This is a genomic window from Neorhizobium sp. LMR1-1-1.1 (assembly GCF_040675795.1).
Lineage (GTDB): Bacteria > Pseudomonadota > Alphaproteobacteria > Rhizobiales > Rhizobiaceae > Neorhizobium > Neorhizobium cellulosilyticum.
The window spans coordinates 307,374-320,220 of sequence record NZ_JBEGHE010000025.1 but is presented as its reverse complement, the minus strand read 5'-3'; the positions used below and the strand labels follow the sequence as shown (position 1 = coordinate 320,220).

At 57.2% G+C, this 12,847-nt stretch carries 16 protein-coding genes; 6 read left to right on the top strand and 10 right to left on the bottom strand.

Annotated features, from left to right (window positions below; all coding sequences use genetic code 11):
* Positions 1-43: 43 nt before the first annotated feature.
* The 6 genes from lspA to sppA form a co-directional block, all read right to left on the bottom strand.
* A complete protein-coding gene (gene lspA, locus MRBLMR1_RS14750; RefSeq protein WP_148145997.1) occupies positions 44-532 on the bottom strand; it encodes a signal peptidase II in 489 nt (162 codons plus the stop codon).
* A complete protein-coding gene (locus tag MRBLMR1_RS14745; protein WP_148145998.1) occupies positions 529-1,389 on the bottom strand; it encodes a TrmH family RNA methyltransferase in 861 nt (286 codons plus the stop codon). Before MRBLMR1_RS14745 ends, lspA begins: the two co-directional genes overlap by 4 nt.
* Entirely contained in the window at positions 1,386-2,507 is a 1,122-nt protein-coding gene (locus MRBLMR1_RS14740; RefSeq protein WP_500065153.1) for a class I SAM-dependent methyltransferase, read from the bottom strand. Before MRBLMR1_RS14740 ends, MRBLMR1_RS14745 begins: the two co-directional genes overlap by 4 nt.
* Before the next feature lie 212 nt (positions 2,508-2,719).
* Positions 2,720-3,031, bottom strand: coding sequence for a lipopolysaccharide assembly protein LapA domain-containing protein (locus MRBLMR1_RS14735; RefSeq protein ID WP_148145999.1), 312 nt, complete (start codon positions 3,029-3,031; stop codon positions 2,720-2,722).
* Between the two features lie 83 nt (positions 3,032-3,114).
* A complete protein-coding gene (locus MRBLMR1_RS14730) occupies positions 3,115-3,414 on the bottom strand; it encodes an integration host factor subunit beta (RefSeq protein WP_112454414.1) in 300 nt (99 codons plus the stop codon).
* 26 nt (positions 3,415-3,440) lie between these two features.
* Entirely contained in the window at positions 3,441-4,397 is a 957-nt protein-coding gene (gene sppA, locus MRBLMR1_RS14725) for a signal peptide peptidase SppA (protein WP_148146000.1), read from the bottom strand.
* Positions 4,398-4,586: 189 nt separating this feature from the next.
* Here sppA and lptC point away from each other — a divergent pair, with 189 nt between their 5' ends.
* The 6 genes from lptC to ptsN all read left to right on the top strand — a co-directional run bounded on the left by lptC (position 4,587) and on the right by ptsN (position 9,634).
* Positions 4,587-5,255, top strand: a complete 669-nt coding sequence (gene lptC, locus MRBLMR1_RS14720; RefSeq protein WP_148146279.1) for an LPS export ABC transporter periplasmic protein LptC — start codon at positions 4,587-4,589, stop codon at positions 5,253-5,255.
* A gap of 12 nt (positions 5,256-5,267) precedes the next feature.
* Complete coding sequence (locus MRBLMR1_RS14715) at positions 5,268-5,837, top strand: LptA/OstA family protein (RefSeq protein ID WP_148146001.1); 570 nt, start codon at positions 5,268-5,270, stop codon at positions 5,835-5,837.
* A gap of 33 nt (positions 5,838-5,870) precedes the next feature.
* Complete coding sequence (lptB, locus tag MRBLMR1_RS14710; RefSeq protein ID WP_148146280.1) at positions 5,871-6,653, top strand: LPS export ABC transporter ATP-binding protein; 783 nt, start codon at positions 5,871-5,873, stop codon at positions 6,651-6,653.
* A gap of 128 nt (positions 6,654-6,781) precedes the next feature.
* Positions 6,782-8,320, top strand: coding sequence for an RNA polymerase factor sigma-54 (gene rpoN / locus MRBLMR1_RS14705; protein ID WP_148146002.1), 1,539 nt, complete (start codon positions 6,782-6,784; stop codon positions 8,318-8,320).
* A gap of 207 nt (positions 8,321-8,527) precedes the next feature.
* Complete coding sequence (hpf, locus tag MRBLMR1_RS14700; protein ID WP_148146003.1) at positions 8,528-9,106, top strand: ribosome hibernation-promoting factor, HPF/YfiA family; 579 nt, start codon at positions 8,528-8,530, stop codon at positions 9,104-9,106.
* Between the two features lie 63 nt (positions 9,107-9,169).
* Positions 9,170-9,634 (top strand): PTS IIA-like nitrogen regulatory protein PtsN, encoded by a 465-nt coding sequence (gene ptsN, locus MRBLMR1_RS14695; protein WP_148146004.1) that lies wholly within the window; start codon positions 9,170-9,172, stop codon positions 9,632-9,634.
* Positions 9,635-9,763: 129 nt separating this feature from the next.
* Here ptsN and hemW read toward each other — a convergent pair whose 3' ends face one another.
* From hemW to rph, 4 genes are read right to left on the bottom strand one after another with little or no spacing between them, the layout of a single operon-like run.
* On the bottom strand, positions 9,764-10,957 hold the full coding sequence (gene hemW, locus MRBLMR1_RS14690; protein ID WP_148146005.1) for a radical SAM family heme chaperone HemW: 1,194 nt from the start codon (positions 10,955-10,957) through the stop codon (positions 9,764-9,766).
* A 6-nt stretch (positions 10,958-10,963) separates the two neighbouring features.
* On the bottom strand, positions 10,964-11,608 hold the full coding sequence (rdgB, locus tag MRBLMR1_RS14685) for an RdgB/HAM1 family non-canonical purine NTP pyrophosphatase (RefSeq protein ID WP_148146006.1): 645 nt from the start codon (positions 11,606-11,608) through the stop codon (positions 10,964-10,966).
* Between the two features lie 8 nt (positions 11,609-11,616).
* Complete coding sequence (locus MRBLMR1_RS14680) at positions 11,617-12,024, bottom strand: VOC family protein (protein ID WP_148146007.1); 408 nt, start codon at positions 12,022-12,024, stop codon at positions 11,617-11,619.
* A gap of 11 nt (positions 12,025-12,035) precedes the next feature.
* Complete coding sequence (gene rph / locus MRBLMR1_RS14675; RefSeq protein ID WP_148146008.1) at positions 12,036-12,755, bottom strand: ribonuclease PH; 720 nt, start codon at positions 12,753-12,755, stop codon at positions 12,036-12,038.
* Positions 12,756-12,847 lie beyond the last annotated feature (92 nt).

The following is a 12,847-nucleotide window of genomic DNA, read 5'->3' as shown; positions in this document are numbered from 1 at the left end:
GGGCTTTCCTTCGCAATCCTTAGGCCGACGGCTTAACAGGGACTTAATCGCCCGATTTCGATCCGATAAGCTCATCCAGAATAACCAAGCCGGCTCCGATAGTTATGAAGCTGTCGGCCAGATTGAAGACGGCAAACGACCACGTCTCTGTATGAAACAGGATGTAATCTATGACGTGACCATAGACCAAACCGTCGATCAGGTTACCGACGGCGCCGGCGATAATCAGGGTGAAACCTGCATGCGCAAATGTTCTCGAAACCGGGGTGCGGCGCCAAAGCCAGAGAACGACACCAACGATGACGATGCGCATGCCAATAATGAATTCGCGCTCCATGCCGGACAGAAGCGAGAAGGCAACACCGAGATTATACGTTCGGAAGAGCGCCAGGAACGGGATGACCGGCACTGCTTCGTGCATGGGCAGGTAGGCTTCAACCGCTAGCTTGATCAGCTGATCGAGGAGGACTGCGGCCACGATGACGATCCCCGCAATCAGGGGGCGAGACAGAGGTGTTACGCGTTGCGTCATGTTCTGTCTTCCAACGTCAAAAGGTGGCGGCGCGCTTCGAAAAGCATGACGGCGGTTGCGACGGCCAGATTGAGGCTGTCGGCAAGGCCCTGCTGAGGTATGCGCACGGTACGATTGGCGGCCTTGGCCAGATTGTCCGGCAGGCCGGACTGTTCGTTGCCCATCAGGATGACGACCGGTTTGCTCTTGTAGTCGGCCGTACGATAATCGACGGCACCGGCAAGATGGGTTGCGACGACATTGACGCCTGAACGCTTATGCCAGCCAAGAAACTCGTCCGCCGAGCATTTCACCACGGGAAGTGCGAAGACCGAGCCCATCGTGGCACGGACGGTTTCAAGCGAGAACGGATCAGTGCAATCGCCAACGAGGATGACGGCGGAAGCACCGGCAGCATCTGCCGTGCGTATGATCGTGCCGAGATTGCCGGGATCGCGGACGCGATCGAGCGCCACCAAGGTTTCATCCCTGCCAGGTGCAAGGTCTTCCAGACGCTTCCAGCGTTGTTCGAAAATGCCGACAACCATTTGCGGATTGTCGCGACGGGTAACCGACGAGAGGACCTTTTCGGAAACTTCCAGAACAAGGCCACCATTTGCCACCGTGCGGGTGGCGGCCTGCTCGACCAGTGGCTTGCCCTTGGCGGCCTTGGCATAAATGAGAGTGCGGATTTCCCATCCGAGTTCCAGCGCGTCTATGACGAGCTTCAGGCCTTCGGCCATGAAGATCCCGGCCGCTTCGCGGTCCTTCTTGTTGGAAAGCGCCTTGATATCCTTGATGATCGGGTTGGCGAGCGAGGTAACTTCCTTCACCTGCCCGACCTTGCGGGCACCCGGCTTTCTGAATTCGTCTGTCATTGGGAAACCCAGCGGCTGAAGAGTGAGGTGGATAGGGCACGGCCACGGGCCTTGCCGTCGATACCCGTCTCACGAATGACGAGTTCACCCGATTCCACCGTGCCACCGGCACCGCGCATCGTCTCGCGCATCAGCTCGTGGATGGAATAGAAGCTCGCCCGGATGGAATAGGCAGTGAGGACCAGTCCGACGGAATTCTTCGACAGAAGTTCACGGCAGACGTCGAGCATGACGGGCAGGTGCTCGAAAAGCTCCCAGACTTCGCCATTCGGACCACGGCCGAATTTCGGCGGGTCGGTGAGTATGATATCGTAAGTGCTGCCCCGGCGCTCCTCGCGCAGGATGAATTTCATCGCATCCTCGCAGATCCAGCGGATCGGAGCCTTGTCGAGACGCGAAAGAGCCTGGTTTTCCCGCGCCCAGCCGATGGCCTTCTTAGAGGCATCGACATGGGTCACCTCCGCGCCGGCAGCGGCTGCTACCAGCGACGCTACCCCGGTGTAACCGAATAGATTGAGCACCCTGAGCGTACGGCCCTTGGCCTTTGCCTCTTCCACTTGATCCCTTACCCAGGTCCAGTGAACGATCTGCTCCGGGAAAAAGCCCATATGGCGGAATGCGGTAAAGCGGCCCTGAAAATCGATGTCGAGCAGCGAGAGCGGCCAGGTCTCGCCAAGAGCTTCGCGTGGAAACTTCCAGCGGCCCATGCCGTCTTCATCGGTGTTGCCGGTGAAGACCGCATCCGCCCTGCTCCAGACGTCCGCTGAAAGAGATGGCTGCCAGAGCGCCTGCGCCTCGGGCCTGACGACAAAATACGGACCGTATTTTTCGAGCTTGAGACCCTTGCCGCTGTCGACCAGGTGGAAATCGCCGGCATTCTGCGACTCAAGGATAATCGGAACATTTTCTTTCGGCAGATCGCCCTCTCGTACCATAAGCGGTCGCGTTTGCGCTGCAGACTGGCTGATGACGGGCTTGACCTCGCTCGCCTTGTCGCTTGCTTTCGGACGCGATGCGGCAACGGGAGACTTCGGCTTGCCGGTGACGCTATGCCGGTCCTGCGCATTGCCGCCCCGAGAAGGAGCCTTCTGCCCCATCCGCTTGTCTCTGCTCTTCAACGGTTGATCCTTCGCTTTCATTTTCGTGCAGATAGCATCTGCAGCGCATTCGGCAAAGCCCATGCGATCATACGCGACGAAAGCAAATGCGGGGAGCAGGATAGGGCTATTCCAGGTCTGCGGGCCGCAAAAAAATAGCCCACGATGTCAGGAAGATTTCATCACAGCGGTTACGCGAGACTGCGAAGGAACCGGGGCCGTTTCGCCATCTGTCAGCCCCGTCGAGCGGCGATCGCCTTATGCTCTTTCTGCCATTTCACCGCTTCCTTGGCTTCGACGCGAGCCTGGCGGCGATAGTGGCCTTGTTTCCACCACGTCACAGAAGCACCGATCACCATGCCCACCAAGAGCGCAAGGAAAACGAAAACAAAGAACGGCGCCGAAACGGACAATATGCTGTCTTGTGGACGGAACGGGTTTAGCGCCAGTGTGACCACCTGCCTGTTCGCCACCGCCAAGACAATCAGGACGATGCCAATCGGCACGAAAACGACAAGCGAAACAATACGCTTAAGCTTCGTCATAGGTCACTCCGGCAATTTCTCATTCAGCCATAGCAGATTGGCCCGGACGCCACAGTTTCAAGACCCTGCGGCGATATCCGCGCTCAATCGTCCTCGTCGGCCATGCCCGGGTTGAGGCGCTCACGCAACTCTTTACCGGTTTTGAAAAACGGCACCCATTTTTCCTCGACAAAGACGCTCTCACCCGTACGCGGGTTGCGCCCAGAACGCGACGGACGGTTCTTTACCGAGAAAGCGCCGAAACCACGCAGCTCAACCCGGTTACCGCCAGCAAGCGCATCCGTGATTTCATCGAGCACGGCATTGACGATGTTCTCGACGTCGCGATGGTAGAGATGCGGATTGCGTGCCGCAACGATCTGTACCAATTCAGACTTAATCACGGTTGCCCCCTGAAAAAATTAGATTTTCAACCTTTGCCAACCTGCCAAACCGAGACAAGACCGTCAAGGAACAACTTGCCGGAACCCCAACCATCGATCGCATCCGGCGTGATCGGCAGAGTGACACCGAGATAACGGAAAAGCCCCGTCAGCGCATGGGCAAACCAGAAGGACGACGAGGAATCGCTCTTTTTCCACTCGACAATCGGCAGATCGCGGGAAACGTCGCGCGTATCAAGATAATCCAGAATGTCGTCGTCGCCGCCGAGCTTGTCGATGAGCTTGACGTTCAAAGCCTGCCTTCCGGTGAAGATCGTGCCGTCAGCAAGTTTCAAAACCTCGTCGCGCGGTAGCTTTCTGCGTTCGGCCACAAGGTCCACAAACCAGCCATAGCTATCCATGATCATGTTGCGGATCATGCCCTTGGCTTCCTCGCTGGCCGGATGGAAAGGCGACGGCTCGGCCTTAAGCGGTGAGGACTTTATTTCCTCGAGCGATACACCGATCTTCTTCATCAGCTCATCGGCCTGCGGATACTGGAAAATGACGCCGATCGACCCGGTGATCGAGCTTTCGCCGGCAATAATCGTGTCTCCGGCCGTAGCGATCATGTAACCGGCAGATGCCGCCAAGGTGCGAATGTCGGAAACGACCGGCTTCTTTTCGGCCACCTTGCGGATGGCCTGATAGAGGCGCTCGCCACCATAGGTGGTTCCGCCGGGTGAGGAAATAGAGACGATCAAGGCCTTGGCCTGGCTACTTTCCGCAACACGATCAAGACGCTCGATCAGCTCACGGTCATCCGTGATCATTCCGGAGATATTCACGCGAGCGATATGGGGGACGGCAGAACCGGATTGCTCACCGGCGATTGCCCAATAGGATACGAAGCCAATGGCCGCCAAAAAGATCAATGCCGCGACGCGCCAGAAGCTGAGCTTGCGGCGCAACTGGCGCCGATCCGCGATTGCCATTTGGTCCATAAAATTTCCCTTAATGCCTAAAGCGCTTTACATAGGCCCCAATTTGCCCGATTGCAGCGGTTCGTATCACGTTTTTATGTTCTCCATTATTGTTTGTTGAAGAATAAAAACCATATTGGCGGTCGACGATTGATCGCCCTGCCCTATCGGCTAGCGAAGAGATCGCCGGAAACGACGAAATGGAGCTTCATGCTGCAGCATATACGAAAGACAGGAAGCATACTCGCATCGATACAGGCGCCGACAAGCGCTTACGATGCTGCGCTGTCCCATTCTTCGCGCGTCAGCCGGCTGAAAATTCTCCTACCTGTGGCTGCGGGCCTAATTTCGCTTGGCTTTATTGGCGTTGCCATTGTCCGGACCTATCTGCCAGAAAATCTGTCAATCGAGAGCGCCAAGATAGAAGACGGAAAGATTGTCATGGAGCGGCCCGCCATATCCGGCCGCAACAGTGACGGGATCAGCTACTCTATGCTGGCCAACAAAGCTCTTCAGGACATCCAAAACCCTAATAAAATCACGCTCAAGGACGTCAAAGCGGCAGTGCCGATCAATGACGACCTGATCGCGCGCGTAACCGCAACAAGTGCAGATTTCGACCGTGGTGCCGACATCCTGGATCTGACTGCACCATTCGACGTCAATCTGAGCAACGGGATCACCGCCCACTTCCAATCTGCTCATCTCGATATTCCCGGCGGGACGATGAACACGCCCGATGCGGTTAATATCTCGATGAGCCAAGGCTCTATTGTTGCAGATTCCATGAAGATCACCGATAAGGGGCATACCCTCAACTTCACCGGTAAGGTTCGGGTCCATCTCGATCCCGCAGCCATCCGCAACAAAGGCAAATAGAGCCCGGCCGCCATGATGCATCGTTGTTTTTCACTCAGCATTCCTGCCGCGACCGCGGTGGCCATGTTTTCCTGCCTCAGTGTTTCCGCCTTTGCTCAGTCTACAACGAGCAACATGAGCGGTCTCAAGCTGTCGAACGATCAGCCTATCCAGATCCAGAGCGACCAGCTGGAGATCAAGGATCAGGAAAAAAAGGCTTATTTCACCGGTAATGTGAATGTTGTGCAGGGCACAACCACACTGAAGGCCGGCAAGATGACCGTTCAGTACAAAGAGAAAGCCAATGGCGACGGCGGTGCGGCGTCGATTTCCAGCGGCAACGCCGACATCGACAAGATTTTTCTCGATGAGACGGTTTTCCTGAGTTCGGGTACGCAGCAAGCGACAGCCGAAGCTGGCCAGTTCGACATGGCGAGCCAGACGTTTGTGCTGACCGGCAAGCAGGTTGTGCTTTCCGATGGACCGAATGTGTTCAAAGGCTGCAAGCTGACTGTGCAGATGGCGAGCGGCCAGGCCAAGCTCGACAGCTGCGGCGGTCGCGTTGAAATCATGCTCGACCCAAAGTCGCGGCCCAAGCAATAGACTCATAACGTGAAACTTCCTTTTCTCCCCCAGTTGACGGCAAGGAAAACGCCTTCGCCCGAACCCTTTATCGCACGCGACAAGGCGCGCTATGAGGGGACCCTCGTCGCGCATGGACTTTCCAAGACCTATGACACAAGACGCGTTGTGAACGGCGTATCGCTGGTCGTGCGCCGTGGGGAGGCCGTTGGCCTGCTCGGGCCGAATGGCGCGGGCAAAACAACCTGCTTCTACATGATCACCGGCCTTGTTCCGGTGGATGAGGGAATGATCGCGATCAACGGCAATGAAGTAACGCGCATGCCGATGTATCGCCGTGCGCGGCTTGGTGTCGGCTACCTGCCGCAAGAGGCTTCGATCTTTCGTGGGTTGTCGGTGGAAGACAATATCCGTGCCGTGCTCGAGGTCCACGAGCCCAACCGGGACAAGCGAGAAGCGAAGCTCGACGAATTGCTGGAAGAATTTCACATCAGCCAGCTCCGCAAGTCTGCAGCCGTGGCCTTATCGGGCGGCGAACGACGCCGCCTGGAAATTGCCCGGGCACTGGCGACAGACCCGTCGTTCATGCTGCTCGACGAACCTTTTGCAGGTGTCGATCCAATTTCCGTATCGGATATCCAGAATCTTGTCCGACACTTGACGGCACGCGGCATTGGCGTACTGATAACCGATCACAACGTGCGTGAGACGCTCGGTCTTATCGATAGAGCCTATATCATCCATGCGGGTGAAGTGCTGACCCACGGCCGGGCTTCTGACATCGTTAACAACCAGGATGTCCGTCGACTTTACCTTGGTGACAAGTTCAGCCTTTAAAATAGCGTCACAATTCCGCCACCTCGGCGCTTGACCAAATCTCTCAAAAAAGCAATTCTTGTGCCAGATGCGCATGACGGCCACGCAATGAGTGCGCGGCCGGGTGTTTTGGGAGTTTAGCGTCCACTATGGGTTTAACCGCCAGCCTTTTCCTGCGACAGACCCAATCGCTTGTGATGACTCCGCAGCTGATGCAGTCGATTCAGCTGCTGCAGATGACGCATTTCGAACTGAACCAATTCATCGCACAGGAAATAGAAAAGAACCCACTGCTCGAAATTTCGCCATCGGACGGCGAAAGTGGCGCAGAATTGGGCTATGGCGACACAACGGATCACATTGCCGCAGAAGCCGATGTCGATGCGGGAGCATGGCGGGACGAGCAGGGTATCGTCATTACAGAAACGTTTGGCGAAGGCCTGGACGGCGGCACTGAAAATGTCTTTCCCGACGACCCGCCCGAGCGGCGAGGAGATGCGCCCGAGCTAATGGGCCAATGGAAATCGATGCCAGCGGGTGATGCCGGCGACGATTACGATATCAACGATTTCATTGCCAGCGAAGTCGGCCTACGGGAGCACATCAGCCAGCAAATCCCGCTGCTGCTCAAACAGTCGCAGGATCGCCTTATTGCCCAGCAGCTAAATGAAGAACTGGACGATGCCGGATATCTTCAGGCCGACCTCGACGAGATCGCTGCCAGGCTCGGCATAACGACCGAGTATGCCGAGCAAGTACTGGTGCGCCTGCAGACACTTGATCCACCCGGCATATTTGCCCGTTCACTCGGCGAATGCCTGGCGATCCAGCTTAAACAAAGGGATCGGCTCGATCCCGCCATGGATACCTTGGTCCGCCACCTAGACCTCTTGGCGAAGCGTGATTTCGCAAATCTCAGAAAGTTATGCGGCGTCGATGACGAGGACCTCATCGACATGTTTGCTGAAATTCGCCAACTGAACCCGAAGCCGGGTGCGGATTTCGCAACTCAGGTCGCTGATGTTATTTCGCCGGACATCGTTGTCCGTCCTGCCAATATCGGCGGCTGGGCGGTGGAACTCAATCCGGAAACCCTGCCACGCGTTCTGGTCAACCAGACCTATTTTCAACAGGTATCGAAGAACTGCCCGAAAAACAGCGGGGATTACGCATTTCTTTCCGATTGCCTGCAGAACGGCAACTGGCTGACCCGCAGCCTGGACCAGCGCGCAAAGACGATCATGAAGGTCGCGACAGAGATCGTCCGCCAGCAGGACGCTTTTCTCATGCACGGTGTCGATCACCTGCGCCCGCTCAATCTGAAGACCGTTGCAGAAGCCATAAAGATGCACGAGTCCACGGTAAGCCGCGTTACTTCGAACAAGTACATGCTGACGCCGCGGGGCATGTTCGAGCTCAAATACTTCTTCACGGTTTCGATCGGATCGGCCGATGAAGGTGGCGACAGCCACTCCGCCGAGGCCGTTCGCCACAAAATCAAGATGCTGATAACACAGGAAGCTGCGGACGCCGTTCTTTCCGATGACGACATCGTGACCAGCCTCAAGCAGGCAGGAGTCGAGCTCGCCCGCCGCACGGTCGCCAAGTATCGGGAAGCCATGAACATTCCCTCGTCGGTTCAACGCCGACGAGAGAAGCGCGCTGCGGCCAGAGTAGCCATGTTGTAAGCAGCCTTGCGATGCATCCATAGGTCGAGACGTTGACTTCCCTTCCAACGAAGGCTAGAAGCGCCGCCGCTAGCGGGGCTTCCCCATAATTCCGCGCAAGGCAGGACGGGTAGCGCTATTTTGCTGCAATCGGTTCGGACGGCTTGGATGAGAGAGCGGCTTGGCGTAGACTGGAACACGCAAGTCACGACAAGAAGGAATAATTCCATGAGTGTGCGTGTTTCCGGTAAGCATATGGAAATCGGTGATTCTTTCCGCCAAAAGATCGAGGACCATATCGGGGAGGCCATAACCAAATACTTCGATGGAGGCTATTCAAGCCAGGTTATCGTAGAGAAATCCGGCCCACGTTTTTCTGCTGATTGCAAAGTGCATCTCGATACGGGGATCGTGCTTCACGCCGCAGGCGAAGCCAATGATCCACAAGGTAGTTTCGATGCTGCCGCCGAGCGTATAGAGAAGCGTCTGCGTCGCTATAAGCGCCGCCTGAAGGATCATCACGCTGGCACCAACCAGCAGAACGGCTTTGCCGAAGTGGCTTACACGGTCATGGACCGGGTGCCTGAAGAGGCAGATGATGTGCCGGACGATTTTGCTCCGACGATCGTTGCCGAAACTACCAAGCAACTGAGGACGATGTCAGTTGCGACGGCCGTCATGGCATTGGATATGACGGATGAACCCGTGCTTCTTTTCCGTAGCCCCGGTGACGAGAAGCTGAACATCGTTTACAGGCGCCACGACGGCAATATTGGCTGGATCGACTCCACCAATATCAAGAACTAACGAAACTCGGGAGGCGTCGGCAACGACGCTTCCCCTGCCTTCGCGGCACAAAGGAAGAAACGAATGGCATTGGCAGATCTGCTGCATCAAGATGCGATTATCCCTGCCTTAAAAGCGACCTCCAAGAAACAGCTCCTGCAGGAATTGGCGACTAAGGCCGCCAAGCTGACGGGCGTTTCCGAACGGGAAATCTTTGACGTCATCCTGCAGCGCGAGCGGCTGGGATCGACGGGTGTGGGACATGGCATCGCCATTCCACATGGGAAGCTTAACGGTATTTCATCGATCAGCGGCATTTTTGCGCGGTTGGAGAGCCCTGTCGATTTCGAGGCACTGGATGACGAACCGGTGGATCTCGTATTCCTTCTTCTTGCTCCGGAAGGCGCTGGCGCCGACCATCTCAAGGCGCTGTCGCGCATTGCACGTGTGCTGCGTGACCAAGATCTTGCCGCGAAACTGAGGCAGACCGATTCCGCCTCCGCGATCTATGCCTTCCTCAATGAAGAGCAGGCCAATAACGCGGCTTGAATGCCGCTTTCCTTTTCATAAAAATCGATTGATCAGATCATTTCCGCGTTTCTTCGAAACGCGAAACGGGCCTGTCTATTTTTTGCCGTAATCCCAGCAAAACCGGTTCCCGCTTTTGCTGGGATTGCTTTAGCAGGCGAGATCAGCAACGACCGCGTCGAGGATAAGCATCCCCTTTGGCGTGCAGCGCAGACGCGAGTTGCCGAGACGCTCGATAAACCCGTGTTCCAGTAAAGTCTGCTCCCGGACAGGATCCGGATCGCGGCCGGAGAGTTCCTGCCAGCGGGCGAGATCGACGCCTTCGGTGAGGCGCAGCCCCATCAGCAGCAACTCATCGGCCTGCTCATCGTAGCCGAGCACTTCCTGATCGTTCATCCCGTGGCCTTCGGCCTCTACACGCTCAAGCCAAGTTTCGGGACGGCGCTCGGTGGCGGTGGCGATCTTGTTACGGCCACGGGTAAGACGACCATGTGCACCCGGCCCGATACCCGCATAATCGCCATAACGCCAATAGGTCAGGTTATGGCGGCTCTCGGCGCCGGGCTTGGCATGATTGGAGACTTCATAGGCCGGCATGCCGTGACGTGCAGTGATTTCCTGCGTTGCCTCGTAAAACAAGGCGGATTGATCGTCATCCGGCACAATGAGCTTGCCTGCCTTGTGCAATCCGTAAAAGGGCGTGCCTTCCTCGATTGTCAGCTGGTAGAGCGACAGATGGTCAACGGCATAGGAAATTGCCTCCTTAAGCTCGGCTTCCCACGCTTCAACCGTCTGCCTGGGCCGGGCATAGATAAGGTCGAAGGACATGCGCGGAAAAATCTCACGCGCCAGCCGTATCGCTTTCAAAGCATCCGCAACATCATGCAGCCGGCCGAGAAATTTGAGATCGGCATCGTTGAGGGCCTGCACGCCCATGGATACACGATTGACACCGGCTGCCCGATAACCACGAAAACGCTCCGCCTCGACACTGGAGGGGTTGGCTTCCATGGTAATCTCGATTCCATCCGGAACGTTCCAGTGACGGGCAATGCCGTTGAGGATCGCCTCGACGGTTGAAGGATCCATCAGCGACGGCGTACCGCCGCCAAGAAAAATGCTGGTCACGACTTTCGGGCCGCTCATGTTCCGCATCGTTTCCATCTCCTTGAGGAAAGCGGCGGTGAAACGGGCCTGATCCACCGGCTGATGGCGGACATGGCTGTTGAAGTCGCAATAGGGACACTTGGCAGCACAAAACGGCCAATGGACGTATACGCCGAAGCCCGGCTCACCCGTGTCGGGAAGCAGCGTATTGGGCAGGTGGGAGGCTACGGCGTTCACGAAGGATCAGGCCTCCAGGCAGGTTTCGACGAAGAGTTTGAAGGCGCGGGCACGATGCGACAGAGCATGCTCGTCGCCCGGCTTCCAGCCATGCTTTTCTTCACTGGTCATCTCGCCGAAGGTCGTTTCATAGCCTTCAGGCTGGAAAAGCGGATCGTAACCGAAGCCCGCGGTGCCACGCGGCGGCCAGGCGACCACACCTTCGACCTCGCCGCGGAACAGCTCGGTATGGCCATCCGGCCAGGCGAGGCAGAGCACGCTGACGAAACGGCAGGTGCGCTTGTCGGGCGTATCAGCGCCCTTTTCCTGCAGCGCTTTCTCGACCTTTTCCATCGCCATCTGGAAATCGCGGCTGCCATCCTCGCGCTCGGCCCAGTTGGCCGTATAGACGCCCGGTGCGCCGCCGAGAGCATCAATCACGATGCCGCTGTCATCCGACAACGCCGGAAGGCCCGAAGCCTTGGCCGATGCCAGCGCCTTGATCGTGGCGTTTTCCTCGAATGTCGTGCCGGTTTCGTCCGGTTCCTCGAATTTCAGTTCCGCGGCAGACTTTGCCGAAAAGCCGAATGGTCCGATCAACTCGGCGATCTCCTTGATCTTGCCGGCGTTGTGGCTTGCGACAACGATCGTCTTGGTCTCGAGCTTACGCATGAAAATTCCTACTTCAGGTTCCAGAGCATGGGCTCTGCACATTCCAGGCTGTTGCCGGCGGGATCACGGAAATAGATCGAGCGGGCGCCGTTCGGCCAGCGGAAATCGCTTTCGATCACAATGCCTGCCTTGTTGAGCTTTTCGACCATCCTGTCAATCGCCTCCGCACGCATACGGAAACAGAGGTGACCGGGGCCGGTTGCGCCGTGCGGCGGAACAGGGAGCGCGTCAGAAGACGGCGGCTTTACCGTCTCCTTCGGATCAAAGATCAGCAGGATCATCTCTCCGCAGCGAAAGAAGAGGTGGCGGTTGCCGGCGCGCAGGACTTTTTCAAGCCCCAGCACACCGCCATAAAAAGCCTCCGCCGCGTCGAGATCGTCGGTGTAAAGTGCGGTTTCGAGTATGCCTTCGATCACCGCTCCACCTTTCAGGCGCCGATGGCGGCCTTCTGCATGGCAACCAGTTCCTGCGTGCCGGCTTCGGCGAGCGTCAGAAGCTGCAGGAATTCCTCGCGGCTGAACGGCTTGCCTTCGGCTGTGCCCTGCACTTCGACGATGCCGCCCGCGCCGGTCATGACGAAGTTCGCATCGGTCTCCGCAGCGGAGTCTTCGAGGTAATCCAAGTCGATCACCGGCTGGTTGGCGAAGATACCGCAGGAGATTGCCGCGACGTGATCCTTCAGGACCTTGTCGAGCTTGATCATCGAGCGGGTTTCCATCCACTTGAGGCAATCGTGAAGCGCGATCCAGCCGCCGGTGATGGACGCCGTACGGGTACCGCCATCGGCCTGGATGACGTCGCAGTCGATGGTGATCTGCTTTTCACCGAGCGCCTCGAGATCGACGACCGCACGCAGCGAACGGCCGATCAGACGCTGGATCTCGAGCGTGCGACCGCCCTGCTTACCGGACGTGGCTTCCCGCTTCATGCGGTCGCCGGTGGCGCGCGGCAGCATGCCGTATTCGGCGGTTACCCAACCCTTGCCGGTATTGCGCAGCCACGGCGGGGTCTTTTCTTCAAGGCTTGCGGTGCACAGCACATGCGTGTCGCCGAACTTCACCAGACAGGAGCCTTCGGCATGTTTGGAGAAGTTGCGCTCGAAAGACACTTTGCGCATCTGGTTTACTGGTCTGCCTGAAGGCCGCATTGATCACTCCCTATATCAGCGCATCGCATCTTCAGGCGAGACGCCCAAGCATGCGATGATCCTTTGATTTTCCGCATTGGATGACAGGCGAA